Annotated in this window: 30 protein-coding genes; 24 read left to right on the top strand and 6 right to left on the bottom strand. The window is 60.6% G+C overall.

Going from position 1 to position 26,425, the window contains the following annotated elements:
• Positions 1-228 precede the first annotated feature (228 nt).
• A complete protein-coding gene (queG, locus tag ACJ8M3_RS16215; protein ID WP_046688096.1) occupies positions 229-1,368 on the bottom strand; it encodes a tRNA epoxyqueuosine(34) reductase QueG in 1,140 nt (379 codons plus the stop codon).
• Here queG and nnr point away from each other — a divergent pair.
• From nnr to ACJ8M3_RS16135, 16 genes are all read left to right on the top strand, one after another.
• Positions 1,367-2,881 (top strand): bifunctional ADP-dependent NAD(P)H-hydrate dehydratase/NAD(P)H-hydrate epimerase, encoded by a 1,515-nt coding sequence (gene nnr, locus ACJ8M3_RS16210; protein ID WP_089197606.1) that lies wholly within the window; start codon positions 1,367-1,369, stop codon positions 2,879-2,881. The genes queG and nnr overlap by 2 nt on opposite strands.
• 10 nt (positions 2,882-2,891) lie before the next feature.
• A complete protein-coding gene (gene tsaE, locus ACJ8M3_RS16205) occupies positions 2,892-3,362 on the top strand; it encodes a tRNA (adenosine(37)-N6)-threonylcarbamoyltransferase complex ATPase subunit type 1 TsaE (protein WP_025305017.1) in 471 nt (156 codons plus the stop codon).
• Between the two features lie 7 nt (positions 3,363-3,369).
• Positions 3,370-5,166 (top strand): N-acetylmuramoyl-L-alanine amidase AmiB, encoded by a 1,797-nt coding sequence (gene amiB, locus ACJ8M3_RS16200; RefSeq protein ID WP_033651497.1) that lies wholly within the window; start codon positions 3,370-3,372, stop codon positions 5,164-5,166.
• A gap of 22 nt (positions 5,167-5,188) precedes the next feature.
• A complete protein-coding gene (gene mutL, locus ACJ8M3_RS16195; RefSeq protein ID WP_089197607.1) occupies positions 5,189-7,072 on the top strand; it encodes a DNA mismatch repair endonuclease MutL in 1,884 nt (627 codons plus the stop codon).
• A complete protein-coding gene (gene miaA / locus ACJ8M3_RS16190) occupies positions 7,065-8,006 on the top strand; it encodes a tRNA (adenosine(37)-N6)-dimethylallyltransferase MiaA (RefSeq protein WP_047025079.1) in 942 nt (313 codons plus the stop codon). Before mutL ends, miaA begins: the two co-directional genes overlap by 8 nt.
• 114 nt (positions 8,007-8,120) lie before the next feature.
• Positions 8,121-8,429 (top strand): RNA chaperone Hfq, encoded by a 309-nt coding sequence (gene hfq / locus ACJ8M3_RS16185; RefSeq protein WP_004933678.1) that lies wholly within the window; start codon positions 8,121-8,123, stop codon positions 8,427-8,429.
• Between the two features lie 98 nt (positions 8,430-8,527).
• Entirely contained in the window at positions 8,528-9,808 is a 1,281-nt protein-coding gene (gene hflX, locus ACJ8M3_RS16180; protein WP_033641625.1) for a ribosome rescue GTPase HflX, read from the top strand.
• Positions 9,809-9,876: 68 nt separating this feature from the next.
• Positions 9,877-11,127: an FtsH protease activity modulator HflK gene (gene hflK, locus ACJ8M3_RS16175; protein WP_033641626.1), complete on the top strand. Its 1,251-nt coding sequence runs from the start codon at positions 9,877-9,879 to the stop codon at positions 11,125-11,127.
• A gap of 3 nt (positions 11,128-11,130) precedes the next feature.
• The gene (hflC, locus tag ACJ8M3_RS16170) at positions 11,131-12,135 is read left to right on the top strand and encodes a protease modulator HflC (RefSeq protein WP_004933669.1); all 1,005 of its coding nucleotides are present in this window, start codon (positions 11,131-11,133) and stop codon (positions 12,133-12,135) included.
• A gap of 63 nt (positions 12,136-12,198) precedes the next feature.
• Entirely contained in the window at positions 12,199-12,399 is a 201-nt protein-coding gene (locus tag ACJ8M3_RS16165; RefSeq protein ID WP_004933666.1) for a DUF2065 domain-containing protein, read from the top strand.
• A gap of 98 nt (positions 12,400-12,497) precedes the next feature.
• A complete protein-coding gene (locus tag ACJ8M3_RS16160; protein ID WP_025159583.1) occupies positions 12,498-13,796 on the top strand; it encodes an adenylosuccinate synthase in 1,299 nt (432 codons plus the stop codon).
• Positions 13,797-14,029: 233 nt separating this feature from the next.
• Positions 14,030-14,455, top strand: a complete 426-nt coding sequence (gene nsrR / locus ACJ8M3_RS16155) for a nitric oxide-sensing transcriptional repressor NsrR (protein ID WP_015376391.1) — start codon at positions 14,030-14,032, stop codon at positions 14,453-14,455.
• 59 nt (positions 14,456-14,514) lie between these two features.
• A complete protein-coding gene (gene rnr / locus ACJ8M3_RS16150; RefSeq protein ID WP_033651494.1) occupies positions 14,515-16,989 on the top strand; it encodes a ribonuclease R in 2,475 nt (824 codons plus the stop codon).
• Between the two features lie 61 nt (positions 16,990-17,050).
• A complete protein-coding gene (gene rlmB / locus ACJ8M3_RS16145; protein WP_004933653.1) occupies positions 17,051-17,782 on the top strand; it encodes a 23S rRNA (guanosine(2251)-2'-O)-methyltransferase RlmB in 732 nt (243 codons plus the stop codon).
• Positions 17,783-17,898: 116 nt separating this feature from the next.
• Entirely contained in the window at positions 17,899-19,527 is a 1,629-nt protein-coding gene (locus tag ACJ8M3_RS16140) for an isovaleryl-CoA dehydrogenase (RefSeq protein WP_089195386.1), read from the top strand.
• 66 nt (positions 19,528-19,593) lie between these two features.
• Positions 19,594-19,992, top strand: coding sequence for a DUF350 domain-containing protein (locus tag ACJ8M3_RS16135; protein WP_015376394.1), 399 nt, complete (start codon positions 19,594-19,596; stop codon positions 19,990-19,992).
• Here the strand turns inward: ACJ8M3_RS16135 and ACJ8M3_RS16130 are convergent.
• On the bottom strand, positions 19,989-20,264 hold the full coding sequence (locus tag ACJ8M3_RS16130) for a DUF1471 domain-containing protein (protein WP_025305027.1): 276 nt from the start codon (positions 20,262-20,264) through the stop codon (positions 19,989-19,991). The two genes, ACJ8M3_RS16135 and ACJ8M3_RS16130, sit on opposite strands and share 4 nt — an antisense overlap.
• A 123-nt stretch (positions 20,265-20,387) precedes the next feature.
• Positions 20,388-20,696, bottom strand: coding sequence for a biofilm peroxide resistance protein BsmA (bsmA, locus tag ACJ8M3_RS16125; RefSeq protein WP_033651492.1), 309 nt, complete (start codon positions 20,694-20,696; stop codon positions 20,388-20,390).
• Positions 20,697-20,823: 127 nt separating this feature from the next.
• On the opposite strand from bsmA, the gene yjfP reads away from it, so the two are divergent.
• On the top strand, positions 20,824-21,576 hold the full coding sequence (gene yjfP, locus ACJ8M3_RS16120) for an esterase (protein ID WP_033651491.1): 753 nt from the start codon (positions 20,824-20,826) through the stop codon (positions 21,574-21,576).
• Between the two features lie 124 nt (positions 21,577-21,700).
• Positions 21,701-22,075 carry a hypothetical protein gene (locus ACJ8M3_RS16115; protein WP_089197608.1) on the top strand — a complete coding sequence of 125 codons (375 nt, stop codon included), beginning with the start codon at positions 21,701-21,703 and terminating at the stop codon, positions 22,073-22,075.
• A gap of 99 nt (positions 22,076-22,174) precedes the next feature.
• Here the strand turns inward: ACJ8M3_RS16115 and ACJ8M3_RS16110 are convergent, their stop codons facing one another.
• On the bottom strand, positions 22,175-22,441 hold the full coding sequence (locus tag ACJ8M3_RS16110; RefSeq protein WP_033638913.1) for a DUF1471 domain-containing protein: 267 nt from the start codon (positions 22,439-22,441) through the stop codon (positions 22,175-22,177).
• A 10-nt stretch (positions 22,442-22,451) separates the two neighbouring features.
• Positions 22,452-22,658, bottom strand: coding sequence for a hypothetical protein (locus ACJ8M3_RS16105; protein ID WP_129993662.1), 207 nt, complete (start codon positions 22,656-22,658; stop codon positions 22,452-22,454).
• Between the two features lie 236 nt (positions 22,659-22,894).
• On the opposite strand from ACJ8M3_RS16105, the gene rpsF reads away from it, so the two are divergent.
• From rpsF to ACJ8M3_RS16080, 5 genes are all read left to right on the top strand, one after another.
• A complete protein-coding gene (rpsF, locus tag ACJ8M3_RS16100) occupies positions 22,895-23,293 on the top strand; it encodes a 30S ribosomal protein S6 (RefSeq protein WP_004933634.1) in 399 nt (132 codons plus the stop codon).
• A gap of 8 nt (positions 23,294-23,301) precedes the next feature.
• Complete coding sequence (gene priB / locus ACJ8M3_RS16095) at positions 23,302-23,619, top strand: primosomal replication protein N (protein ID WP_049233092.1); 318 nt, start codon at positions 23,302-23,304, stop codon at positions 23,617-23,619.
• A gap of 4 nt (positions 23,620-23,623) precedes the next feature.
• Complete coding sequence (gene rpsR / locus ACJ8M3_RS16090; RefSeq protein WP_000135199.1) at positions 23,624-23,851, top strand: 30S ribosomal protein S18; 228 nt, start codon at positions 23,624-23,626, stop codon at positions 23,849-23,851.
• Positions 23,852-23,890: 39 nt separating this feature from the next.
• A complete protein-coding gene (gene rplI / locus ACJ8M3_RS16085) occupies positions 23,891-24,343 on the top strand; it encodes a 50S ribosomal protein L9 (RefSeq protein WP_004933629.1) in 453 nt (150 codons plus the stop codon).
• 112 nt (positions 24,344-24,455) lie between these two features.
• Positions 24,456-24,809: a DUF488 domain-containing protein gene (locus ACJ8M3_RS16080; RefSeq protein WP_033641634.1), complete on the top strand. Its 354-nt coding sequence runs from the start codon at positions 24,456-24,458 to the stop codon at positions 24,807-24,809.
• A gap of 3 nt (positions 24,810-24,812) precedes the next feature.
• Here the strand turns inward: ACJ8M3_RS16080 and ACJ8M3_RS16075 are convergent, their stop codons facing one another.
• Positions 24,813-25,487: an OapA family protein gene (locus tag ACJ8M3_RS16075; protein ID WP_046688104.1), complete on the bottom strand. Its 675-nt coding sequence runs from the start codon at positions 25,485-25,487 to the stop codon at positions 24,813-24,815.
• Positions 25,488-25,754: 267 nt separating this feature from the next.
• On the opposite strand from ACJ8M3_RS16075, the gene fklB reads away from it, so the two are divergent.
• The gene (fklB, locus tag ACJ8M3_RS16070; protein ID WP_004933618.1) at positions 25,755-26,375 is read left to right on the top strand and encodes an FKBP-type peptidyl-prolyl cis-trans isomerase; all 621 of its coding nucleotides are present in this window, start codon (positions 25,755-25,757) and stop codon (positions 26,373-26,375) included.
• The last annotated feature ends 50 nt before the right edge of the window (positions 26,376-26,425 follow it).

Genomic DNA, 26,425 nt, shown 5'->3' with positions numbered 1-26,425 from the left:
GTGAACAGAGTTATCCACAGCCTCTGTACATAAACCCGCCAGCCTGAAAAATCAACGTCATACAAATTAAATATTTATATATTTGATTTATAAGCTTATTTATTTATCCCAAAACGTTATGCCGATCACTTGCTCTTTTTGTTGCAGTTGAAAGACAACGTGTTTTTATTTTTATGCACAAATCCACAGAGTGAGATTTCGGGCGATACGCCCGCGCGGCGCACCCCGTCAGGCATCCCTTGGCAAACCTTTTTCCACAGCCCGTATCAACCGTTTTTTCTGCGCCGTTTGCACCTCGATGCCCTGTGCTTCACGACGAGCGAGCTGTTGCGCCAGTGCCCAGTGGATATGTTCGTCCAGCATGGCGTCCTGGCCCAAACGCGTGCGCAGCGCGAGCACGATGCTGTCCTCATAAGGCGCATTGCCCAGCGCCACGGCGATATTGCGCAGCCAGCGCAGGTGACCGATGCGGCGTATCGCCGAGCCTTCGGTGATGCGCAGGAATTTTTCTTCCGTCCAACTGAACAGATCGATCAGCTGCGGCGCATGCAGCGCGGCACGCGGGCTGAAATCGTCTTCGTCGGTGAGTTGCGAAAATCGGTTCCACGGGCAGATCAGCTGGCAGTCGTCGCAGCCGTAGATACGGTTGCCGAGCAGCGGCCGGAATTCCTCCGGGATCGCGCCTTCCAGTTCGATGGTCAGATAGGAAATGCAGCGCCGGGCATCGACGGTGTAGGGCGCGACGATGGCCCCGGTCGGGCAAGTGGTGATGCAGGCGACGCAGCGGCCGCACTGCTCTTCCTGCGGCTGATCCACCGGCAGCGGCAGGTCGATCAGCAGTTCGCCGAGGAAAAACCAGGATCCGGCTTCGCGGTTAAGAATTAGTGAGTGTTTACCAACCCAGCCGATGCCCGCCTTGGCGGCCAGCGCGCGCTCCATGACCGGCGCCGAGTCGACAAAGGGGCGGAAATTCAGTTCGCCGCAGTAGGCCTGGATCTGATCGCCCAACTTTTTCAGGCGCTGACGCAACAGCTTGTGATAATCGCGCCCCAGCGCATAGCGGCTGACGTAGCCCAATTGCGGGTTCTGCAGGGTGCTGGCGAACGCCGCCTTGGCCGGCAGATAGTTCATGCGCACGCTGATCACCCGCAGCGTGCCTGGCAACAGCTCGTGAGGGCGTGCGCGCAGCATGCCGTGGCGCGCCATCCACTCCATCTCGCCGTGGTACTGTTTGTCGAGCCAGGCCTGCAGCTTCGGCTCCTCCAGGCTGAGATCGGTATCGCAGATGCCAACCTGCTGGAATCCTAGCGATTGCCCCCATTGCTTGATATGTTGGGCGAGTTGATGGAGATCGAGGGGGTGCGTCATGACGGGCCACAGTGAAAAAGCATACGCTGACAGTTTACCACACTCTGTCTGGCCTGCGGATTGGATCCGTCGTTCGGAACCTGCGGCGGCGGCCTCGCTCGGTCTTTCTCTTTACGATTTAATGCTGCGCGCCGGTCAGGCGACCTACGTACTGGCGCGCGACACTTATCCCTCCTGCAACCACTGGCTGGTGCTCTGTGGCCACGGCAACAACGGCGGCGACGGCTATGTGGTGGCGCGTTTGGCGAAGGCGGCGGGCGTGCAGGTGACGGTGATCGCCTGCGAAGGCGCACGCCCTTTGCCGCCGGAGGCCGCAGCGGCCCGCGAGGCCTGGCTGGCCGCTGGCGGCGATATTCTGCCGGCGAACAGCCGCTGGCCGGCGTCCGTCTCTCTTATTATCGACGGTCTGTTAGGCACCGGCCTGGGCAGTGCGCCGCGCGCGCCTTACGATGCGCTGATCGAGGCCGCCAACCGCCATTCGGCGCCGGTGGTGGCGCTCGATATTCCGTCCGGGCTGCTGGCGGAAAGCGGCGCGGCGCCGGGCGCGGTCGTGCGTGCCGCGCATACCGTCACGTTCATTGGCCTCAAGCCGGGTTTGCTGACCGGGCAGGCGCGCGACTGGGTCGGGCAACTTCATCAGAATACGCTAGGCTTATCGGATTGGTTGGCGAAGCAACCGGAACAGATTCAGCGGCTTACCGCCGAGGCGTTGCCGCGCTGGCTGCATCCGCGGCGCCCCTGCGCCCATAAGGGCGAGCATGGCCGTCTGCTGCTGGTGGGCGGCGACCGCGGATTCGGCGGCGCCATTCGCATGGCGGCGGAAGCGGCGCTGCGCAGCGGGGCTGGATTGGTGCGAGTGCTTACTCACATTGAGCACGTCGCGCCGCTGCTGGCGGCCAGGCCGGAGTTGATGGCGCAGGCGCTGGACGAGACGACCTTGCGGCAGGCGATGCAATGGGCGGACGTGCTGGTGATTGGCCCGGGGCTGGGCCAGGCTGAGTGGGGCAAAAACGCCTTGAACGTGCTGCAAACCAGCGATAAACCGGCCTTGTGGGACGCCGATGCGCTGAACTTGCTGGCATTAAATCCCGAGAAACGGCAGAATCGCGTGATGACTCCGCATCCCGGAGAGGCGGCGCGGCTGTTGAGCTGCAGCACTGCCGACATCGAGAGTGATCGCTTACTTGCCGTGCGTAACCTGACGGCGCGCTACGGCGGCGTGGCGGTGCTGAAAGGCGCCGGCACGCTGATCGCCGATGAGCAGGGCCAGATGGCGATCGCCGACGTCGGCAACGCCGGCATGGCCTCCGGCGGCATGGGCGATGTGCTGTCGGGCATCATCGGCGGTTTGCTGGCGCAAAAGCTCTCGCTGTATGATGCCGCCTGTGCGGGCTGCGTCGTACACGGCGCGGCCGGCGATCGCGTAGCGGAAAGACAAGGAACAAGAGGCATGTTGGCGACCGATTTACTGCCGGACATCCTTCATTTCGTTAACCCTGAGTGGGCAAAATAGACTTTATCGAATGAAAGAACTCGTTTTACCTCTGCCGGACGAGGCAGCGACTGTCGCTTTGGGCACCACTTTGGCCAAGGCCTGCGATCGCGCCAGCGTCATCTATCTCTACGGCGACCTGGGCGCCGGTAAAACCACCTTCAGCCGTGGCTTCCTGCAGGCGTTGGGGCATCAGGGCAATGTCAAAAGCCCGACCTACACGCTGGTGGAGCCCTATGCCTTGCAGCCCTTGGCGGTATATCACTTCGATCTGTATCGCCTGGCCGATCCGGAAGAGCTTGAATTTATGGGCATTCGCGATTACTTCGCGCAAGACGCCATCTGCCTGGTCGAATGGCCGCAGCAGGGCACCGGCGTGCTGCCGGAGCCGGATCTGGCGCTGCACCTCAGCTATCAGGGCGAGGGGCGAGAGGCGAAGATCGAGGCGATTTCTGCTTACGGCAGCCAGCTGTTAGACCGTATTCATGGATCACAGGGATGATGCTGCAATGACGCATGCGTTGAAAAAATTTGCGGTCATCATGCTGATCGCCGTGCTGGGGCCGCTCGGCGCGTTGAACGCGCTGGCGGCGTCCTCGCTGTCCGATATCAAAGTGTCCAACGCCCAGCGCGAAGCGACGGTGTCGGTGAGCTTCAATGGCCCGCCGGACTACGCGTTTTTCCCGCTGCACGGCCCGGAGCGCGTGGTGCTGGACGTCAACCAGAAAGGCAAGGTCGGCGGGCTGCCGCTCAATTTCAGCGGCCAAAACCTGGTGAAAAGCATTCGCTCCAGCGCGCCGAAAGACGCTCAGAGCGTGCGCCTGGTGTTTGATCTGACTCAGCGCGCTAAAACCCGCGTCTCCACCCGCCAGAACGGCGGCGTGCACACCGTGGTATTCACCCTTACGGCCGAAGGCGGCGTCAATACCGTGGCGCGTAAAGCGCCGGTCCAAACGCCTGCGCCGGTCGCCGTCAGCCAACCGCCGCGTCAGGCGCCGGTCGCGGTGCGTGAAGCGCCGGAGCCGCCGCTGCGCAAAGCGCCGACGGGATCGAATCCCTTTACCAATAAACAGAGCGTTGTCGCGGGCACCGCCACTGAGGTGACGCCGCGCAGCAGCCGCGTTTCCGCCGGTTCCGGCGATCGGGTGGTGGTGGCTATCGACGCCGGCCACGGCGGCCAGGATCCGGGCGCCATCGGCCCGAGCGGGTTGAAGGAGAAGAATGTCACTATCGCCATCGCGCGTCGCCTGCAGGCGATGCTGGACGCCGATCCGCAGTTCAAGCCGGTGCTGACACGTAACGGCGACTATTTTATTTCGGTGATGGGGCGTTCCGACGTTGCGCGTAAACAGGGCGCCAACGTGCTGGTCTCCATCCACGCCGACGCCGCGCCAAACCGCAGCGCCAGCGGGGCTTCCGTCTGGGTGCTGTCCAATCGCCGCGCCAACAGCGAAATGGCCGGTTGGCTCGAACAGCATGAGAAGCAGTCCGAGCTGCTCGGCGGCGCCGGCGACTTGCTGGCCAACAGCCAGGCCGATCCTTATCTGAGCCAGGCGGTGCTGGATCTGCAGTTCGGCCACTCGCAGCGCGTTGGCTACGATGTGGCGGTGAAGGTGCTGCAGCAGCTGCAGAGCGTCGGATCGTTGCATAAACGCCGGCCGGAACACGCCAGCCTGGGCGTGCTGCGTTCGCCGGATATTCCATCGCTGCTGGTGGAAACAGGATTTATCAGTAATAGCACGGAGGAGCGGCTGCTGGGCAGTAGCGCGTATCAGGAGAAGATTGCCAAGGCCATTCATAACGGCCTGCGCAGCTACTTCCTGGCGCATCCGCTGCAAGCCGACCCAAAGGTGGAAAACCGACCGCTGGACGTCGCAGCGGCGGTTAACACCTCAACACCAGACGTGCGCCAGCCTGAGCCTATCGTCAGCTCGGCCGGCGCGAGCCGCAGCGTAAGCGGCAAGACCCAGATCCACGTGGTGAAACGGGCGGAGACGCTGTCCGGCATCGCCGACAGCTACGGCACGACCATGGCGGCGCTGCGGGATCTGAACAAACTGAAGAAAGACGGCGTGTGGGTCGGGCAACGCCTGAAGGTGCCGGCGGGGAAAACCGCCGCCGTCACCGCCGTCGCCAAAGCGAAAACGCCGGCGAAGAAGCCGTCTAAACATAAAGTGGCCCGCGGGGACACGCTGTCCTCCATCGCTTCTCGCTACGGGGTCAGCGTCGGCGATTTGAAACGGGTCAATAATCTGAAGTCGGACGTCGCGCCGCTGGATCGGACGCTGACCATTCCGCAGGCCTAGCGCCACCGCTACAGGAGTCAGCATGCCTATCCAGGTGTTACCGCCACAGCTCGCCAACCAGATCGCCGCCGGAGAGGTGGTCGAACGCCCCGCGTCGGTCGTCAAAGAGCTGGTGGAAAACAGCCTGGACGCCGGTGCGACGCGCATCGATATCGATATCGAACGCGGCGGCGCCAAGTTGATCCGCATTCGCGACAACGGCTGCGGCATCGGCAAGGACGATCTGGCGCTGGCGCTGGCGCGGCACGCCACCAGTAAAATCAGCACGCTCGACGACCTGGAAGCGATCGTCAGCCTCGGTTTTCGCGGCGAAGCGCTGGCCAGCATCAGCTCGGTTTCCCGTTTGGCCCTGACGTCGCGCACCGCAGACCAGAGCGAAGCGTGGCAAGCCTATGCCGAAGGGCGCGAACAGGCGGTGACGGTCAAACCCGCCGCGCACCCGGTCGGCAGCACGCTGGAAGTGCTGGATCTGTTTTACAACACCCCGGCGCGCCGCAAATTCATGCGCACCGAGAAAACCGAATTCGGCCATATCGATGAAGTGGTGCGGCGCATCGCGCTGGCGCGCTTCGATGTGGCGATCAACCTCAGCCACAACGGCAAACTGATCCGCCAATATCGGGCGGCGAAGGAAGAAAGCCAGCACGAGCGCCGTTTGGGCAGCATCTGCGGCCCGGCGTTTTTGCAGCATGCGCTGAACATCGACTGGCAGCATGGCGATCTGAGCATCCGCGGTTGGGTGGCGGATCCGGACGGGGCGCGCCAGCTGGGTGAAATGCAGTATTGCTACGTCAACAGCCGCATGATGCGCGATCGCTTGATCAACCACGCCATTCGTCAGGCCTATCAGGATCAGCTGAAAGACGATCAGCAGCCCGCTTACGTGTTGTATCTGGAGGTGGATCCGCACCAGGTGGACGTCAACGTTCATCCCGCCAAGCACGAGGTGCGTTTCCATCAGGCGCGGCTGGTGCACGATTTTATCTACCAGGCGGTGACCACGGTGCTGCAACAGGCCGGGCAGACGCCGTCGCTGCCGCTGGCGGAAGCGCCTGACGAGGCGCCTGCGCCGGTCTGGCAGCAGGAAAACCGCGTCGCCGCCGGCGGCAACCATTTTTCACAGCCGGCGCCGCGTCGCGAAACGCCGCCACCGGCCGGCGCTGCCCGCGAGCGCGCGCCGCAGCCCGGTTGGCAAACGGCGGGCGGTTACCAGAAACGCGAAGGCGAGCTGTACGGCAAACTGATGCGGCCTGCCGCCGAGCCGCAGGCTGAGGCCGCGCCGGAAGCCCCGAGTCGGCCGCCGCTGTTCCCACCGGTGAAAGCCGCCGTGGAAACGCCGTTGGCGAGCGGGCAACACAGCTTTGGCCGGGTGCTTATGATCCATCCGCCGTGCTACGCGCTGATTGAACAGCGCCAGCAGCCGGCGTTGCTCAACCTGACGGTGGCCGAGCGCTGGCTGCGCCAGGCGCAGCTCAATCCGCCGACGGAAGGGCTGCGGCCGCAGCCGCTGCTGATCCCAGTCAAGCTGACGTTGGACAAGAACGAAGCGGCGGCCATCGCGCGGCATCAGGCGCTGCTGACGATGATGGGGCTGGATTTGCAGACGGATCACGGCCGTGTGACGCTGCGCGCAGTGCCTTTACCATTACGCCAACAAAATTTACAAAAACTGATACCCGAACTGTTAGGCTATCTGGCCGAGCATCAGGAGATGTCGCCCGCGGTGTTGGCCACCTGGCTCGCTCGCCGTCTCGGCAGCGAACATGAACAGTGGAACACCTCGCAAGCGATACAATTGCTGACCGACGTTGAACGACTTTGCCCGCAGCTGGTCAAATCGCCACCGAGCGGACTTTTACAACCCGTTGATTTACAGGCCGCACTGGCGGCCCTCAAGCATGACTGAAACTGAAATGACATCACGTCCCCCGGCTATTTTCATTATGGGGCCGACCGCCTCGGGCAAGACCGCGCTGGCGATCGCGCTGCGCGAGCGCCTGCCGGTGGAACTGATCAGCGTCGATTCCGCGCTGATTTATCGCGGCATGGATATCGGCACCGCCAAGCCGAGCGCCGAAGAATTGGCGCAGGCGCCGCATCGGCTGATCGATATTCGCGATCCCGCCGAAGCTTACTCGGCTGCGGAGTTCCGCGCCGATGCGCTGAAAGAGATGGCCGATATCACCGCCGCCGGCCGCATTCCGCTGTTGGTGGGCGGCACCATGTTGTATTTCAAGGCGTTGCTGGAAGGATTGTCGCCGTTGCCGTCCGCCGATCCCGCGGTGCGCGAGCGCATCGAACGGCAAGCGGCGGAGCAGGGCTGGGAGGCGTTGCACCGTCAGTTACAGGCGATCGATCCGGTCGCGGCAGTGAGAATTCATCCGAATGATCCGCAGAGACTGTCCAGAGCACTGGAAGTTTTTTTTATTTCGGGTAAAACTTTAACGGAACTGACTAAAATTTCGGGTGAATCGTTACCGTATCAAGTTCACCAATTTGCGATAGCGCCGACCAGCCGTGAGTTGATCCATCAACGCATCGAGCTGCGGTACCATCAAATGTTGGCGGCGGGTTTTGAGACGGAAGCGCGTGCACTTTTCGCACGGGGTGATTTGCATACGGACTTGCCCTCCATTCGCTGTGTCGGTTACCGCCAGATGTGGTCATACTTGTCTGGTGAAATTAGTTACGATGAGATGGTTTATCGTGGTATTTGCGCAACACGTCAGTTGGCTAAACGCCAGATGACCTGGTTACGGGGTTGGGAGTCGGTCCATTGGTTGGACAGTGAAAAGCCGGGAGAGGCTTTGGACTCGGTGACACAGGTTGTTAGTGCATAGGTTGGGTGATTGTGTACAATTGCTGAGTATTCAGCGCGCAAATTTTTTACGTCGTTTATTTTAGAGCCGACAGGTTCTTAGTTACAAACAACAAGCAAATAAGGAAAAGATAGAATGGCTAAGGGGCAATCTTTGCAAGATCCGTTCCTGAACGCATTGCGTCGTGAACGTGTTCCGGTTTCTATTTATTTGGTGAATGGTATTAAGCTGCAAGGCCAGATTGAGTCTTTTGACCAGTTTGTCATCCTGTTGAAGAACACGGTTAGCCAGATGGTGTACAAGCACGCTATCTCTACCGTTGTCCCGTCACGCCCGGTCTCGCATCACAGCAACAATCCGAGCGGCGGTTCAAGCAACTATCACCATGGTAACAATCCGTCTGCGCAGCAACAGCCGCAGCAGGAAAGCGATGACGCTGAATAAAGCGCGTTGCAAGTCAACCATGACGGGGAGCATAAGCAGCCGCGTGCTGTTTATGTCCCCCAAACTCACGGTGAGTGTCCGTTTGAGAGGTTGCACGCTTGTTTGACCGTTATGAAGCCGGTGAGCAGGCCGTACTGGTTCATATCTATTTCTCGCAAGACAAAGATACGGAAGATCTCAGCGAGTTCGAATCGCTGGTCTCCTCAGCCGGTGTCGAAGCTTTGCAAGTGGTGACTGGTAGCCGCAAAGCCCCGCATCCGAAGTACTTTGTCGGCGAAGGAAAGGCCGAAGAAATTGCAGATGCGGTGAAAGCCAGCGGCGCGTCTGTTGTCCTGTTTGATCATTCCCTTTCCCCGGCGCAGGAAAGAAACCTCGAGCGCCTGTGCGAATGCCGGGTGATCGATCGCACCGGGCTGATTTTAGACATTTTCGCCCAGCGTGCCCGCACCCATGAAGGTAAGCTGCAGGTGGAGCTGGCGCAGCTGCGTCACATCGCCACGCGTCTGGTACGCGGCTGGACGCACCTGGAGCGGCAAAAAGGGGGGATAGGCCTGCGCGGGCCGGGGGAAACCCAGCTTGAGACCGACCGTCGCCTGTTACGCGATCGCATCAGCTTGATTCTGCGCCGCCTGGAGCGGGTAGAGAAGCAGCGTGAACAAGGCCGACGTGCGCGGACCCGCGCCGATGTGCCGACCGTATCGCTGGTGGGCTATACCAACGCCGGCAAATCCACCCTGTTTAACCGAATAACGTCTGCCGAGGTGTATGCGGCGGACCAGCTATTTGCCACCCTGGATCCTACGTTGCGGCGCATTGATGTGCCGGACGTGGGGGATACCGTGTTGGCGGATACCGTAGGCTTTATCCGGCACCTGCCGCACGATCTGGTGGCCGCCTTCAAGGCGACGCTGCAGGAGACGCGCCAGGCCTCTTTGCTGCTGCACGTCATCGACGCGGCGGATCCGCGCGTCGACGAGAACATCGACGCGGTGAACACCGTGCTGGCGGAGATAGACTCGGATGAAATCCCTACACTGTTAGTGATGAACAAAATAGATATGCTGGACGATTTTGTGCCGCGTATCGACCGCAACGATGAAAACCTGCCGATCCGGGTGTGGCTGTCCGCCGCCAGCGGAGAGGGTATTCCGTTGCTGTATCAGGCGTTGACGGAGCGCTTATCGGGGGAGATCGCGCATTACGAATTGCGCTTACCGCCACGGGCAGGCCGTCTTCGCAGCCGTTTTTACCAGCTTCAGGCGATTGAAAAAGAGTGGAACGAAGAGGACGGCAGCATTGGCGTGGTGGTGCGAATGCCGATCGTCGAATGGCGTCGTCTCTGCAAGCAAGAACAGGACCTGATTGACTTTATCGTATGATCATATCCTGTTACATTTATGCTTCGCGAAAGCCTGAAGTACCCAATCACAGAATATGGAGCTAAAACATGGCGTGGAATCAGCCCGGTAATAACGGACAGGACCGCGACCCGTGGGGGAGCAGCAATAACAATGGCGGCAACTCTGGCGGTAACAACAAAGGCGGTCGTGATCAAGGGCCACCTGATTTGGATGATATCTTCCGCAAACTGAGCAAGAAATTGAGCGGTTTTGGCGGGGGCAAAGGCTCCAACAGCAATAGCGGCGGCACCGGGGCCTCCGGTCCGGGCTTCAGCGGCCGCATTATCGGTATCGCGGCGGTTGCCGTGGTGGTGATCTGGGCCGCCAGCGGCTTCTACACCATCAAGGAAGCCGAGCGCGGCGTTGTGACGCGTTTCGGTAAGTTCAGCCACCTGGTGCAGCCGGGCCTGAACTGGAAGCCGACCTTCATCGACGACGTGCGTCCGGTGAACGTGGAGTCCGTGCGTGAGCTGGCGGCGTCCGGCGTGATGCTGACCTCCGATGAAAACGTGGTGCGCGTGGAAATGAACGTGCAGTACCGCGTGACCAACCCGGAAGCGTACCTGTTCAGCGTCGTCAATGCCGACGACAGCCTGAGCCAGGCGACCGACAGCGCCCTGCGCGGCGTGATCGGCAAATACTCGATGGATCGCATCCTGACCGAAGGCCGTACCGTGGTGCGTAACGATACGCAGCGCATGCTGGAAGAGACCATTCGTCCTTACAACATGGGCATCACGCTGCTGGACGTCAACTTCCAGGCGGCGCGTCCGCCGGAAGAGGTGAAGGCGTCGTTCGACGATGCGATCGCCGCGCGTGAGAACGAGCAGCAATACATCCGTGAAGCGGAAGCTTACGCCAACGAAGTTCAGCCGCGTGCGAACGGCCAGGCGCAGCGTCTGCTGGAAGACTCCAAGGCTTATAAAGACCGCACCGTCCTGGAAGCTCAGGGTGAGGTGGCGCGCTTTGCCAAGCTGTTGCCGGAATACAAGTCCGCCCCGCAGATCACCCGCGAGCGTCTGTATATCGAAACCATGGAAAAAGTGCTGGGCCATACCCGTAAGGTGTTGGTGAGCGACAAAGGCAACAACCTGATGGTGCTGCCGCTGGATCAGATGCTGCGCGGCCAAGGCGCGGCGACGGAGAGCGGCAACAAGGATACCAGCCTGATTCGCCTCAATCCGAATCCAGCACCGGCTGCCAACAGCAGCACCCCGCGCACCAGCAGCGGATCGGTTATGGATCAGCGCCGGGCGAATGCGCAGCGTGACGACACCACTCGCGTAGGGAGAGAGTAATCAATGCGTAAGTCTTTTGTAGTTATTGTCCTCGCGGTGCTGGTGGTGCTGTACGCTTCGCTGTTCGTGGTGCAGGAAGGCCAGCGCGGCATTGTGCTGCGCTTCGGCAAAGTGCTGCGCGACGGCGAAAACAAGCCGCTGGTGTATGCGCCGGGTCTGCACCTCAAGATCCCGTTCATTGAGACCGTGAAGAACCTGGATGCGCGTATCCAGACCATGGACAACCAGGCCGATCGCTTCGTGACCAGCGAGAAGAAAGACCTGATCGTTGACTCCTATCTGAAGTGGCGCATCAGCGACTTCAGCCGCTACTATCTGGCGACCGGCGGCGGCGACGTCTCCCAGGCCGAAGTGCTGCTGAAGCGTAAGTTCAGCGACCGTCTGCGTTCCGAAATCGGCCGCCTGGACGTGAAAGACATCGTGACCGACTCGCGCGGCAAGCTGATGTCTGACGTGCGTGACGCGCTGAACACCGGCACCGTGGGTGACGGCGAAGAAGTGGCGACCACCGAAGCCGATGACGCTATCGCCTCTGCGGCGGCGCGCGTTGAGCGGGAAACCACCGGCAAACAGCCGCAGGTGAACCCGAACAGCATGGCGGCGTTGGGCATCGAAGTGATCGACGTGCGTATCAAGCAGATCAACCTGCCGGCCGAAGTCTCCGACGCCATCTACCAGCGTATGCGCGCCGAGCGTGAAGCGGTAGCCCGTCGCCTGCGCTCGCAGGGCCAGGAAGAAGCCGAGAAACTGCGCGCCAGCGCGGACTACGAAGTGACCCGTACCCTGGCGGAAGCCGAGCGTCAGGCGCGTATCACCCGTGGTGAAGGCGATGCTGAAGCAGCCAAGCTGTTCGCCAATGCGTTCAGCCAGGATCCGGACTTCTATGCCTTTATCCGCAGCCTGCGTGCCTATGAAGCCAGCTTCAAGGACAACCAGGACGTGCTGGTACTGAGCCCGGACAGCGATTTCTTCCGCTACATGAAGTCGCCTGATACCCTGCGCAAATAAGCGCGGCAGGCAATCTGATCGAGGGCCCGTTTTCGCGGGCCCTTTCTCGTTTTTGGGGGATGCATGAACTCAACGATTTGGCTGGCGCTCGGGCTGGTCCTGGTGCTGGAAGGATTGGGGCCGATGCTGTTTCCGCAGGCCTGGCGCAAAATGATTGTGGCGATGTCGCAGTTGCCGGACGCGACGCTGCGGCGATTTGGCGGTGGAATAGTGGTTGCGGGCTGCGTGATCTACTACATGTTGAGCGGCCGCACGGGTCTTTAAAGTCTAGCCCAAAATTTATGCAATCGTATGCTAAAAGTGCTGAAAATCGAAAATTACGGTGGTAGAATCCATTTTTAAGCAATCGGTGATTTTGAAAAATGGGTAAGAACGTCGTCGTACTGGGCACCCAATGGGGTGACGAAGGTAAAGGCAAGGTTGTAGACCTGCTGACTGAACGGGCTCAATATGTTGTGCGCTACCAAGGTGGCCATAACGCTGGCCACACTCTGGTAATCAACGGTGAAAAAACCGTTCTTCATTTAATTCCTTCAGGCATTCTGCGTGAAAACGTCACCAGCATCATCGGCAACGGTGTTGTTCTGGCGCCGGACGCGTTGATGAAAGAAATGGGTGAACTCGAAGCGCGTGGCATCCCGGTACGCGAACGTCTGTTACTCTCTGAAGCTTGCCCGTTGATCCTGCCTTACCACGTTGCGTTGGATAACGCGCGTGAGAAAGCGCGCGGCGCGAAAGCGATCGGCACCACCGGTCGCGGCATCGGCCCGGCTTACGAAGATAAAGTGGCTCGTCGCGGTCTGCGCGTCGGCGATCTGTTCAACAAAGAAACCTTCGCCGTTAAGCTGAAAGAGATCGTCGATTACCACAACTTCCAACTGGTCAACTACTACAAAGTTGAAGCCGTCGATTATCAGGCGACGCTGGACTACGTGCTGTCTATCGCCGATATCCTGACCGCGATGGTGGTTGACGTTTCCGAACTGCTGGACGGCGCGCGCAAGCGTGGCGATCTGATCATGTTCGAAGGCGCTCAGGGCACCCTGCTGGATATCGACCACGGTACTTACCCGTACGTGACCTCTTCCAACACCACCGCCGGCGGCGTGGCTACCGGTTCCGGCATCGGCCCGCGTTATGTGGACTACGTGCTGGGCATCGTGAAAGCCTACTCCACTCGCGTGGGTGCAGGCCCGTTCCCAACCGAACTGTTCGATGAAACCGGCGAGTACCTGTGCAAGCAGGGTAACGAGTTCGGCGCCACCACCGGCCGTCGTCGTCGTACCGGCTGGCTGGACGCGGTAGCGGTGCGTCGCGCGGTGCAGATCAACTCCCTGTCCGGCTTCTGCCTGACCAAACTGGACGTCCTGGACGGCCTGAAAGAAGTGAAGATCTGCGTGGGTTACCGCATGCCGGACGGCCGTGAAGTGGACACCACTCCGCTGGCGGCTGAAGGCTGGGAAGGCATTGAGCCTATCTACGAAACCATGCCGGGCTGGAGCGAAACCACCTTTGGCGTGAAAGAGCACAGCAAGCTGCCTCAGGCTGCGCTGAACTACATCAAGCGCATCGAAGAAGTGACCGGCGTACCGGTAGACATCATCTCTACCGGCCCGGATCGCAGCGAAACCATGATCCTGCGCGACCCGTTCGACGCATAATCAGGCTTTGCGGCATTAAACAAACCGGGCGCGTCCCGGTTTGTTTTTATCCTGACTCCCCCCGATTGCGGTTTCACGTCAAAAAATCCTTTCATAAACCCGCCTTAGGGCGCGGGATTCGCTAAATAATTAGCGACGAACTCTCCGGCTGGTTTATTATCCAATGAGTAATCTTTTGAATAGCGCCGAAAAGCGGCGTATCAGACGGGTAAAGTCATACCCAGAGGTAAGATGTGCAGTTAACAAGTTTTACTGATTATGGTCTGCGGGCGTTGATCTACATGGCCTCGTTGCCGCAGGACAAGATGACCAGTATCTCGGAAGTGACCGAGGTGTATGGCGTGTCTCGCAACCATATGGTGAAGATCATCAATCAGTTGAGCCGGGTCGGTTTTGTCACGGCGGTGCGCGGCAAGCATGGCGGCATCCGTTTGGGCAAACCGGCCGAGAGCATTCGCCTCGGCGATGTCGTGCGGGCGCTGGAGCCGCTTGCGCTGGTTAACTGCAGCAGCGAGTTTTGCCACATCACCCCTGCCTGCCGATTGAAGCAGGTGCTCCAACAGGGCGTACAGAATTTCCTTGAAGAGCTGGATAAGCATACGTTGGCCGACATGGTCGAAGACAATCCGCCGCTCTACAAGCTATTGCTTGTCGAATAAAACGACGTTGAGAAGACAAGGCTCAACGTCATCCTGCTGATGACAACGGAGGAACCGCAATGTCACAAGATCCATTCCTGGAACGAGAAGCAGAAAAATACGAATCTCCCATCCCCAGCCGTGAATATATCCTGGCCCATTTGGCGAAACGAGAAACGCCGGCCAGCCGCGAAGAACTGGGCAACGAATTGGGCCTCAGCGGCGAAGAACAGCTGGAAGCGCTGCGCCGCCGCCTGCGCGCCATGGAGCGCGATGGCCAGTTAGTGTTTACCCGCCGCCAGTGCTACGCGCTGCCGGAACGTTTGGACCTGCTGCGCGGCACGGTGATTGGCCACCGCGACGGCTACGGCTTCCTGCGCGTTGAAGGCAGCAAAGACGATCTGTACCTGTCCGCCGAACAGATGAAAATGGCGATCCACGGTGACGTGGTGCTGGCGCAGGCGCTGGGCGCGGATCGCAAAGGGCGTCGCGAAGCGCGCATTGTGCGCGTGCTGGTGCCGAAAACCAGCCAGATCGTCGGCCGCTTCTTCATGGATGCCGGTACCGGCTTCGTAGTACCGGACGACAGCCGTCTGAGCTTCGATATTCTGATCCCGGCGGACAGCGTCAGCGGCGCGCGCATGGGCTACATGGTGGTGGTGGAGCTGACTCAGCGCCCAACCCGCCGCACCAAAGCGGTCGGCAAGATCGTCGAGATCCTCGGCGACAAAATGGGCACCAGCATGGCGGTGGATATCGCGCTGCGCACCCATGAGATCCCGCATACTTGGCCGCCGCAGGTGGAAAAGCAGGTGGCCGATCTCAGCGAACAGGTGCCGGAAGCGGCCAAGAAGGGCCGCGTCGATCTGCGCAAGCTGCCGTTGGTCACCATCGACGGTGAAGACGCGCGCGACTTCGATGATGCCGTGTACTGCGAGAAAAAACGCGGCGGCGGCTGGCGCCTGTGGGTAGCGATCGCCGACGTCAGCTACTATGTGCGTCCACGCACCGCGCTGGACGACGAAGCGCGCAGCCGCGGCAACTCGGTGTATTTCCCGTCGCAGGTGATCCCGATGCTGCCGGAAGTGCTGTCCAACGGGCTGTGCTCCCTGAACCCGCAGGTCGATCGCCTGTGCATGGTGTGCGAGATGACCATCTCCGCCCAGGGGCGCCTGTCCACGGCCAAGTTCTACGAGGCGGTGATGAGCTCCCACGCCCGCCTGACCTACAACAAGGTGTGGCACATTCTGCAGGGCGATCAGGAGCTGCGCGAGCATTACCACCCGCTGGTCAAGCACCTGGAAGAGCTGCACGCCATGTACAAGGTGCTGGATAAGGCGCGCGCCGAGCGCGGCGGCATCGCGTTTGAAACCGAAGAAGCCAAATTCATCTTCAACGCCGAACGCCGCATCGAGCGCGTGGAGCCGACGGTGCGCAACGACGCCCACAAGCTGATCGAAGAGTGCATGATCATGGCCAACGTGGCGGCCGCGCGCTTCGTCGAGAAACGCAACGAGCCGGCGCTGTACCGCGTGCACGATCGTCCGAGCGACGACCACATCTCTGCGCTGCGCAGCGTGCTGAGCGAGCTGGGGCTGACGCTGGGCGGCGGCAACAAGCCGCAGCCGAAGGACTATGCGGTGCTGATGGATGAAGTGTCCGAGCGCCCTGACCACGAAATGCTGCAAACCATGCTGCTGCGCTCGATGAAACAGGCGATTTACGATCCGGAAAACCGCGGTCACTTCGGCCTGGCGCTGGCGTCTTACGGCCACTTCACCTCGCCGATCCGCCGTTATCCGGATCTGGCGCTGCACCGTGCGATCAAATACCAGCTGGCTAAAGAACACGGCGAGCCGAAAGAGCGCTGGACGCCGACCGGCGGCTGGCACAGCGAATTCGAAGAGATGCTGCAGCTGGGCGAACACTGTTCGATGACCGAGCGCCGCGCGGACGAAGCGACGCGCAACGTCGCCGACTGGCTGAAGTGCGACTTCATGCAGGATCACGTCGGTGAAGTGTTCAGCGGCATCATCTCCAGCGTGACCGGCTTCGGCTTCTTCGTGCGCCTGAACGATCTGTTCATCGACGGGCTGGTGCACGTATCAACGCTGGATAATGATTACTATCGCTACGATAATATCGGCCAGCGCCTGATCGGCGAGTCTTCCGGCACGGTCTATCGCCTGGGGGATACGGTGGAGATCCGCGTGGATGCGGTGCATATGGACGAGCGCAAGATCGACTTCGCGCTGGTGTCCAGCACCCGCAAAGCGCGCGGTGAAGGCAAAACCGAGCGCGATCGCGCCAAGAAGGGCGGCCAGCGCACGCTGCGCGACAGCGGCAATGCGGGGCGCGGCAAGCGCCGCGGCGGCAAACCGCCGGCCAACTTCGAGCCGGACAGCGCCTTCCGCAAGCAGGATGACGCCAAGCCCGCGGACAACGTGAAGAAGGCGAAAAAGAAAGCCAAGAAAGCGTCCGACAAAACGCGGAAAATCGCGGCGGCGACCAAAGCCAAACGCGCAGCCAAGAAGAAAGGTGCCGAGCAGGCTTAACCTGCCGCACATCGTTACCATCGGCCGGTTATCGCCGGCCGCACGACTTTAAAAGAGCATAATGAGCGAAATTATTTACGGCATCCACGCCGTCAAAGCCCTGTTAGAGCGCGATCCGCAACGCTTCCTGGAAGTGTTTATCCTGAAAGGCCGCGAAGATCGCCGCCTGCAGCCGCTGATCGCCGAGCTGGAAGCGACCGGCATCGTGATCCAGGTGGCGAACCGCCAATGGCTGGATGACAAGGTTGAAGGCGCGGTGCACCAGGGGATCATCGCCCGGGTGCGCGAAGGGCGTCAGTATCAGGAGAACGATCTGCCGGGCCTGTTGGAGAGCGTGGAAACGCCATTCCTGCTGGTGCTGGACGGCGTGACCGACCCGCATAACCTCGGCGCCTGCCTGCGCAGCGCCGATGCGGCCGGCGTGCACGCGGTGATCGTGCCCCGCGATCGTTCCGCCCAGTTGAACGCCACTGCCAAGAAAGTGGCCTGCGGCGCCGCCGAAAACGTGCCGTTGATCCGCGTGACCAATCTGGCGCGCACGCTGCGTCTGCTGCAAGAGATGAATGTCTGGGTCGTCGGCACCGCTGGCGAAGCCGACCATACGCTGTATCAAAGCAAAATGACCGGCCCGATGGCGCTGGTGATGGGCGCGGAAGGCGAAGGCATGCGCCGCCTGACCCGCGAACACTGCGATGAGCTGATCAGCATCCCGATGGCCGGTACCGTCTCTTCACTGAACGTGTCGGTCGCCACCGGCATCTGCCTGTTCGAAGCGGTGCGCCAGCGCGGCTGATTCTTCTGACGGGGGCGCCGTGCTCCCGTTAATTCCCCCTCTTGTGATCCCGCCTGCGGCAGAAATCTCTGCGCCGACCATACTTACCCCTGACGCTTTTTTCAGGGAGCACTCTCATGGTCTGGACTACGCACACCGTTTTTAACCAACCCAAGCCGCTGGGCAACAGCAACCTGTTTCTCTCCGATACGCCGCTGCGCGAAGCGTTGCAGCGCGAGCAAGGCGGTTGGGACGCCGAGGTATTGGCTTCGCTGGGCCAGCAGCTCGGCACGCAGGAGTCGCTGGAGCTGGGGCGGCTGGCCAACGCCAACCCGCCGGAGCTGCTGCGCTACGATGCCACCGGCCAGCGGCTGGACGACGTTCGCTTTCACCCGGCCTGGCATATCCTGATGCAGGGGCTGATCGCCAACCGGGTGCACAACCTGCCCTGGCAGGAGGATGCGCGCATCGGTTCCTTCGTGGCGCGCGCCGCGCGCTTTATGCTGCATGCGCAGGTCGAGGCCGGCACGCTCTGCCCGGTGACCATGACCTTCGGCGCCACGCCGCTGCTGCTGCAGGCGTTACCGGCCGAGTTTCGCGCCTGGCTGACGCCGCTGCTGTCGGATCGTTATGACGCTCATCTGCTGCCGGGCGGGCAAAAGCGCGGCCTGCTGATCGGCATGGGCATGACAGAGAAGCAGGGCGGCTCCGATGTCTTGAGCAATACCACCACCGCCACGCCGCTCGGCGCGCGCGGGCCGGGCGAAGCCTACCGGCTGGTGGGGCACAAGTGGTTTTTCTCGGTGCCGCAAAGCGATGCGCACCTGGTGCTGGCGCAGGCCGAAGGCGGGCTGTCCTGTTTCTTCCTGCCGCGCATTTTGCCGGACGGCAGCCGCAACGCCATTCGCCTTGAGCGGTTGAAAGACAAGCTGGGCAACCGCTCCAATGCCAGCAGCGAGGTGGAGTTTCAGGACGCCACTGCCTGGCTGCTGGGCGATGAGGGCGACGGGGTGCGGCATATCCTGAAGATGGGCGGCCTGACCCGTTTCGACTGTTCGCTGGGCAGCCACGGCCTGATGCGCCGCGGGCTGTCGGTGGCGCTGTATCATGCGCTGCAGCGGCAGGCGTTCGGCAAGTTGTTGATAGAACAACCGCTGATGCGCCAGGTCTTGGCGCGCATGGCGCTGCGGCTGGAAGGGCATACCGCGTTGCTGTTCCGGCTGGCCCGCGCCTGGGAGAGCCGCAGCAATGAAGGCGAACTGATCTACAGCCGGCTGCTGACCCCGGCGGCCAAATACAGCATTTGCCGTCAGGGCATGCCGTTCATCGCCGAGGCGATGGAGGTGCTGGGCGGCATCGGTTACTGCGAGGAGAGCGAGCTGCCGCGCCTGTACCGTGAAATGCCGGTGAACAGCATCTGGGAGGGCTCCGGCAACATCATGTGTCTGGACGTGTTGCGCAGTCTGCATAAACTGCCGGGCGCGCTCGAGATGTTGCAGTTCGAGCTGCAGCCGGTGCGCGGCCAGAATCGGTTGTTCGATCACGCCTGGCGGCAGTGGCAGCAGCGTGCCCGGCAACCGAGCGAGGAGATGGGGCGGCTGCTGACTCAACAGCTGTTCGACCTGTGCTGCGCCGCGCAGCTGCTGCAGCACGCCAGCCCGCAGATCGCCGACGCCTGGTGCCACCTGACGCTGGATCACCGCGGCGATAGCCTGCTGTCGGCCGAGGCGTGCGAACTGCTGCTGAACCGCGCCATCGGCGGTTAGGGAAAAGGGTGGCGCCCGGCGGCGAAAACCTTTTTAATTCAGCCTCACTCTGACAGGAAAATGCACATGGATATTCTCAGCGCGTTGGCGGCGTTCGCCTCTTACTTCTTCAGCGGCTTCGCCATGATTTTGGTGTTTCTGTTCGTCTATACCCGCATCACCCCGCACGACGAATGGGCGCTGATCAAGGCCGATAATCAATCCGCCGCCTTCGCTTTTATCGGCGCTTGCCTGGGATATGTGATCCCGCTGGCCAGCGCGGCGATCAACTCGATCAGCCTGCTGGATTACCTGCTGTGGGGCGTGGTGGCGCTGGTGGTGCAACTGCTGCTGTTCGCCGCCGTGAAGATCTACATGCCGCGCATCAGCGACAAGATAGAAGCGAATCACCTGGCCGCCGGGATTTTCCTGGGGGGCGTCTCCGTCAGCGGCGGGGTGTTGAATGCGGCTTGCATGAGCTACTAAAGGTATAAGATGGCCGAGGCGCGCCAGCCAAGCGGGTGCGCCTGCTCTTCCATCCGCAGGATGCGGTAATAGCTGGCTCCGTGTTGGTCGGCGGTGCGGGCGATGGCCAGTTCCGCCTCCTGCGGTGAGCCGGGCAAATCGTTGAAGGTGATCTCGGCGATTTCACTGAGCGGCGTCACGCGATCGGCGGGCGCCAGCTCGGCGGACTGTGCGCCGGTGCTGAGCAATCCCATGGAAAGCAAGAGGGAGGTGAGTGCGGTGGAGCGTTTCATGGCGTTCCCCTTCGTCAGATCCTGAATCGACACCCGCAACATGCGGCATGCTGTCCCTCAGTGTGCAACACCCTTCTTCAGCCAGTGCAAAGCCAGTGTAAAGCTGCTTAAAAAATCCCCGCCTTAACGATACAGGATCGCCTGGGAATACCATTGGCCCGGCACGACGGTTTCGCTGTTCATGATGATCACGTAATAACGGGCACCGGCGGCGGTGGCCTTGCGTTGGATCTCCGCTTCCACGTCCATCGGGCTGCCGCGCACCACGGCGGTGACGGTGCCCATTTTCACCAGCTCGGCGGTCTGCGCGCGGACGATCTCCTGCGCCTGAGCGGTGGGGGGCGGCGGCGGTTTCGGCGTAGTGGTCATGATGCCGCAGGCGGAAAGCTGTGCGGCCAGCGTCAGGGTAATGAGTGTGCGGGCAATCGTCATGGTGACCTCGTAAGCGCCGGTGCGATGGCTTCAGTGTAACGCAATATAAGCTGTAACAGATTGAGCTAACGCTGCTTCGCGCAAGTTTGTCATGATGAATGCCAACAGGTGAGTTGAGGATGAACGGATGATCGAAATTCATGACGAGCGGGTTGGCGATATCGCGGTGATCCATGCTGTGCCGGCGGGGCAGTATCATCGGCCGCTGCCGACGGTGTTCTTCTGCCATGGCTATACCTCGTCGAAAGAGGTGTACGCTTATTTCGCCTATGCGCTGGCGCGCGCCGGTTTTCGGGCGGTGTTGCCGGATGCCGATCGGCACGGCGAGCGATTCGACGGCGATGAGGCGCGGCGCCTGGCGTCATTCTGGGAGATCCTGCGCAGCAATATCGATGAATTGCCGCAGATCAACGCGCATTTTGAGCGGCTTGGCCTGATCGCCGACGGCCGCATCGGCGTCGCCGGCGCCTCAATGGGCGGCATGACCGCGCTTGGCGCCTTCGCGCGCTTTCCGTGGATCCGTGCGGCCGCCAGCCTGATGGGTTCCGGCTATTACCGTGCGCTGGCGCAAACGCTGTATCCGCCGTTGGGCGAGACGGGCGAGGCGCTCTCGCCGACGGCGTTTGCGGCGCGCACCGCCGTGCTGGCGGAGTATGAGCTGGAAGGACGTTTGGCGCAGATTGCAGGGCGGCCGCTGCTGCTGTGGCACGGCGAGACGGACGACGTGGTGCCGGCGGCGGACAGCCTGCGTTTGGCGGCTGAACTGCGGCAGCAAGGTGCGGACGGCCGTTTGACATCGCTCGTCGAGCCGGGCGTGAAGCATCGCATCACGCCGCTGGCGCTGTCCGCCACCACCGATTTCTTTCGCCGCGAATTGTAATGCGCCTCCGGGCGCGATGCGTGGAATTGCGGTGCTCTCTGTAGGCTGTTTCGGTCATTGTTTGACGCATGGCGGAGGAGAATGTCAGCGTGAATTCTTTCAGGGGCGGCAAGGAGCGGAGAGCATGATAAAGGGTATCAGCAATACGGCCGAGACAGCGCGCGGGCTGGCGGGAACGATGAAAGCGCGCGCCGATCTTAACTCAATGGCCTTCAGTGAGATGCTGGGGGCAGCCGACGGCAAGGCGCGGCAAAACAAGGCAAATCCGCTGTCGCGCATCACCGCGCATACGGTGCAAAACATGACGGCGCTGTTCGCCTCCGCGCCGAAAGCGGCGGCCGCGCAAACCGCGAAGGCCGGCTCGCTCTCCTTCGAGCAGCGGGCGACGCTGGAGGAAAGCGCCGAACTGCTGCAGGTACGGACAAACTATATGCGGATGGCGCTGCAATTGCACAATCCGGGCAAGGCGTTCAGCGCGCCGACGTTGCTCAAACTGTGATGGGTGAGGAAGTGGAGCGCCCGACAGGCGGCGCTCCGATGCGGACTGAACGGGCTTTCTGATGAAGCCCTGGGGATTTCCCTGGCGTGGCGCGTCTTTTTAACGGTACAGCTCGGCGCTAACGTGCATCGTGCTGTTGTCGCCCGGTTCATGCAGGGCGATGATGCGATAAGAGCTTGCACCGCGTTGATCGGCGATTTTACTGACCTGGCTGCTGGCGTCATCCGGCGAGACCACGTTCTGGTTCAGGGTGACGAAGCCAACGCTCTGGCGTTGATCGGCCTGGTGCGAGGAGATCTCCGTCGCGGCCATCACGTTGGCGGAGAACAGGGCGGCAAGCGCCGTCGCTAGAATGATGCGTTTCATAGTGCCTCTCTTACTTTTTGCCGTTACGGCCTGACAGCGAGTGTCGCTGCGGCAAAAAGTCATTTATCTGCATTGAATAACCTGGAATCTTTTTCGTCGCGCTGTCTGCGGCGGATAAGGTTAATTTTAGTCGGTTGCGGCGGATTAAAAAGCGGGGCGTTTTGATGGCCTTTTTCAAAAAAAATGAAATAGATTTGTGACTCAGCGCTGATTTCATTGAAAGATTTTTGAAACTGATGGATCGGCGTACATAGGTTCACCCGCGAGCAAATCGTGCTATTTCCCATACCCCCTCTCAATAACGCGAATAAAACCCACGCAGTCCTTGAGTTTCCCGCCCTGCGTCAGTATGATTACGCGTCATTTTTCAGCCGCACACTAAACACGTTCCTTGCTTCCATGGGCCGCGGTTGACCCTGACAGGAGGCTGAATAATCCGTAAGGAGCAATTCGATGCGTCATTACGAAATCGTTTTTATGGTCCATCCTGACCAAAGCGAACAGGTTCCGGGCATGATCGAGCGTTACAGTGCTACCATCACTAACGCGCAAGGTCAGATTCACCGTCTGGAAGACTGGGGCCGCCGTCAGCTGGCTTATCCGATCAACAAACTGCACAAAGCTCACTACGTTCTGCTGAACGTTGAAGCGCCGCAGGAAGCGATCGATGAGCTGGAAACTAACTTCCGCTTCAACGACGCCGTTATCCGCAGCATGGTTATGCGCGTTAAGCACGCGGTAACTGAAGCATCTCCGATGGTTAAAGCGAAAGACGAACGTCGTGGCGATCGCCGCGAAGACTTCGCTAACGAAACCGCAGATGATGCAGATGCTGGGGATTCTGAAGAGTAATTGCCGCCGTGACGGCTAATCGTCTGGTTTTGTCGGGCACTGTGTGCAAGGCGCCGGTTCGAAAAGTGAGTCCTTCCGGGATACCGCACTGCCAATTTGTGCTAGAGCACCGTTCGCAGCAGATGGAAGCCGGATTCAGCAGACAAGCATGGTGCCGAATGCCCGTGGTTGTCAGCGGACAACAGTCACAAGCACTAACTCAAAGATTAACGGTCGGCAGTCAGATTACCGTGCAAGGCTTTGTAAGCTGCCATCAAGGGCGCAACGGGCTGAGCAAATTGGTTCTGCATGCCGAGCAGATTGAATTGATAGATTCTGGAGACTAGCCAAATGGCACGTTATTTCCGTCGTCGCAAGTTCTGCCGTTTCACCGCGGAAGGCGTTCAAGAGATTGACTATAAAGACATCGCTACGCTGAAAAACTACATCACCGAAAGTGGTAAAATTGTACCGAGCCGTATCACCGGTACTCGTGCAAAATATCAGCGCCAGCTGGCCCGTGCTATCAAGCGCGCGCGCTACCTGTCTTTGTTGCCGTACACTGATCGTCATCAGTAATCGGCCACTGTCCATTAACGACTTTGAGAGGATAAGGTAATGCAAGTTATTCTGCTTGATAAAGTAGCAAACCTGGGCAGCCTGGGTGATCAAGTTAACGTTAAAGCGGGCTACGCTCGTAACTTCCTGGTACCACAGGGCAAAGCTGTTCCTGCTACCAAGAAAAACGTTGAGTTCTTCGAAGCACGCCGTGCTGAACTGGAAGCCAAACTGGCTGACGTTCTGGCTGCTGCTGAAGCTCGCGCAACCAAGATCAACGAACTGGGTTCAGTGACCATCGCTTCCAAATCTGGCGACGAAGGTAAACTGTTCGGCTCTATCGGCACCCGCGACATCGCTGACGCAGTGACTGCGGCAGGCGTTGAAGTTGCCAAGAGCGAAGTTCGTCTGCCGAACGGCGTTCTGCGTACCACTGGTGAGCACGAAGTGCACTTCCAGGTACACAGCGACGTGTTCGCACAGCTGAATGTAGTAGTGGTTGCAGAAGCGTAATTTACGCTGCTGTTAACCCGGTTAAAACGCCAGCCTCGCGCTGGCGTTTTGCTTTTCTGCGCCCGGCAAAACGCGCTACGCTAGAAGACGGGATGAAAAGGGAGAGCGTGTGATGGCAACGATTACGCTACAGCGGGTTTACGACTTCAGCGCGCCGGCGCCGGCGCATTGCTATCTGATAGACAGGCTATGGCCGCGCGGCATCAGCAAGGAGAGGCTGGCGGGCGTGCAGTGGTTGAAACAGGTGGCGCCGGATGACGAGCTGCGCAAGTGGTTCCATCAGCATACCGACCAGTGGGAAGCCTTCGAGGCGCGTTACCGCCAACAGCTGGCGGCCAACGACGCCTGGCAGCCGCTGGTGGCGCTGTTGCGGCAGGGGGAGGCGCTGACGCTGCTGTATGGCAGCAAAGATACCGCGCACAACCAGGGCGTAGTGCTGCGCGAGTTTCTGCTGGCGCAGCTTTAGCGATTAACGTTCCCGGCGGTAGCTGCCGTCGGCCTGGCGGCGGAACAGCGCCTGGCTGTTGTCCACGGTGGTGACCGATAGCGCGTTAATCACGCCGTTGGCGTCGCGTTCGATGCGCACTTCCTGACCGGCTTTCATGTTGCTCAGCGGCTTGTCGCCGCCTTCCACCTGCGCCATGGCGAACACCTCATTCACCGGCAGATTGTTGTCGCGAAACAGCTGGGCCAGCGTCTGGCCGGGCTGGATCTGATAACGCTGCCAGTTGCCCGCCGGCGTCGGTTCGTTGGCCGGCGTGGCGGCGCCACCGCCGTTTTGCAGCTCAGCCTGCAGCGGCACGCTGGTTTCCTGCTGAGAGACCGGGAACGGCTGTCTTTCGGGCGAGTAGGGCCACAGCAACGCCAGCAGCAGGATGATGCCGAAGATCAGCACCCAGCGGCGGTGAAAGTAGGGCAGTGGTTCCATCCAATGGAAACCGTCCGGCAGATGCCAGACTTTGGCCAGCAGCGCTTTGACCCGCTGCATCTTGTCGTTGGCCGACGGCGGTTCCGATGGCGACTCCGCGTCTTCCTGCGTGGGTGCGGCGCCGGGTTTCAGGCGCTGGCTGATGTTCAGCCAGGTGCGCAGCAGCGGCTGGTAGATGCGGGTGGTTTTCCTTTTCCTGGGCGCGATTCTGCCCATGGTGACCTCTCTTCGACGGCGTAATAATAAGCGCGGCGCGGCAAGCGCGTCGCCTGCCCGATATCCTGCTTTCAGTATAGTCCGCTAACTGATTGAAGTGAAAGGCGGCTGAGCGGCAGGGCCGGGGTTTGCGGCTGCGGGCGTTAACAGAAGGTTATTGTTTCTTTTTCTACGACAAAAGTCATCATTCTCCACACAAGATTTTACCCGGCATTGACGCGCTGTTATGCTGCGCTTTCGACTTTTTACAGACTTAAGGAAAACCCCATGACAACCCCTTCTTTTGACAGCGTTGAAGCGCAAGCAAGTTACGGGATTGGTTTACAGGTCGGCCAGCAGCTGCAAGAGTCCGGGCTGGAAGGTTTGCAACCGGAAGCTTTGCTGGCGGGTCTGCGCGACGCGCTGGAAGGGAATGCCCCGGCGGTTCCGGTAGACGTGGTGCACCGTGCGCTGCGTGAAATCCACGAGCGTGCGGATGCGGTGCGCCGCGAGCGCCAGCAGGCGATGGCCGTTGAAGGCCAGAAATTCCTGGACGACAACGCCAAGCGCGACGACGTGACGCTGACCGAGTCAGGCCTGCAGTTCTCCGTACTGGAGCAGGGCAACGGCCCAATCCCGTCCCGTCAGGATCGCGTGCGTGTGCACTACACCGGCCGTCTGATCAACGGCGACGTGTTCGACAGCTCGGTTGAACGCGGCCAGCCGGCAGAATTCCCGGTCAGCGGCGTGATCCCAGGCTGGATCGAAGCGCTGACCCTGATGCCGGTCGGTTCCAAATGGCAGCTGTATATCCCGCACAACCTGGCCTACGGCGAGCGTGGCGCAGGCGCGTCCATCCCGCCGTTCAGCGCGCTGGTGTTCGACGTCGAGCTGCTGGAAATCCTGTAATCCCACCGAGGATTACTCTGGGCGCCTTCGTGGCGCCCTTATTTTATGCG

It is taken from the genome of Serratia sp. CY55921, assembly GCF_052167655.1.
GTDB lineage: Bacteria > Pseudomonadota > Gammaproteobacteria > Enterobacterales > Enterobacteriaceae > Serratia > Serratia ureilytica.
Note: the sequence above shows the minus strand (reverse complement) of the source record. Positions and strands in the feature narration are given on the sequence as shown.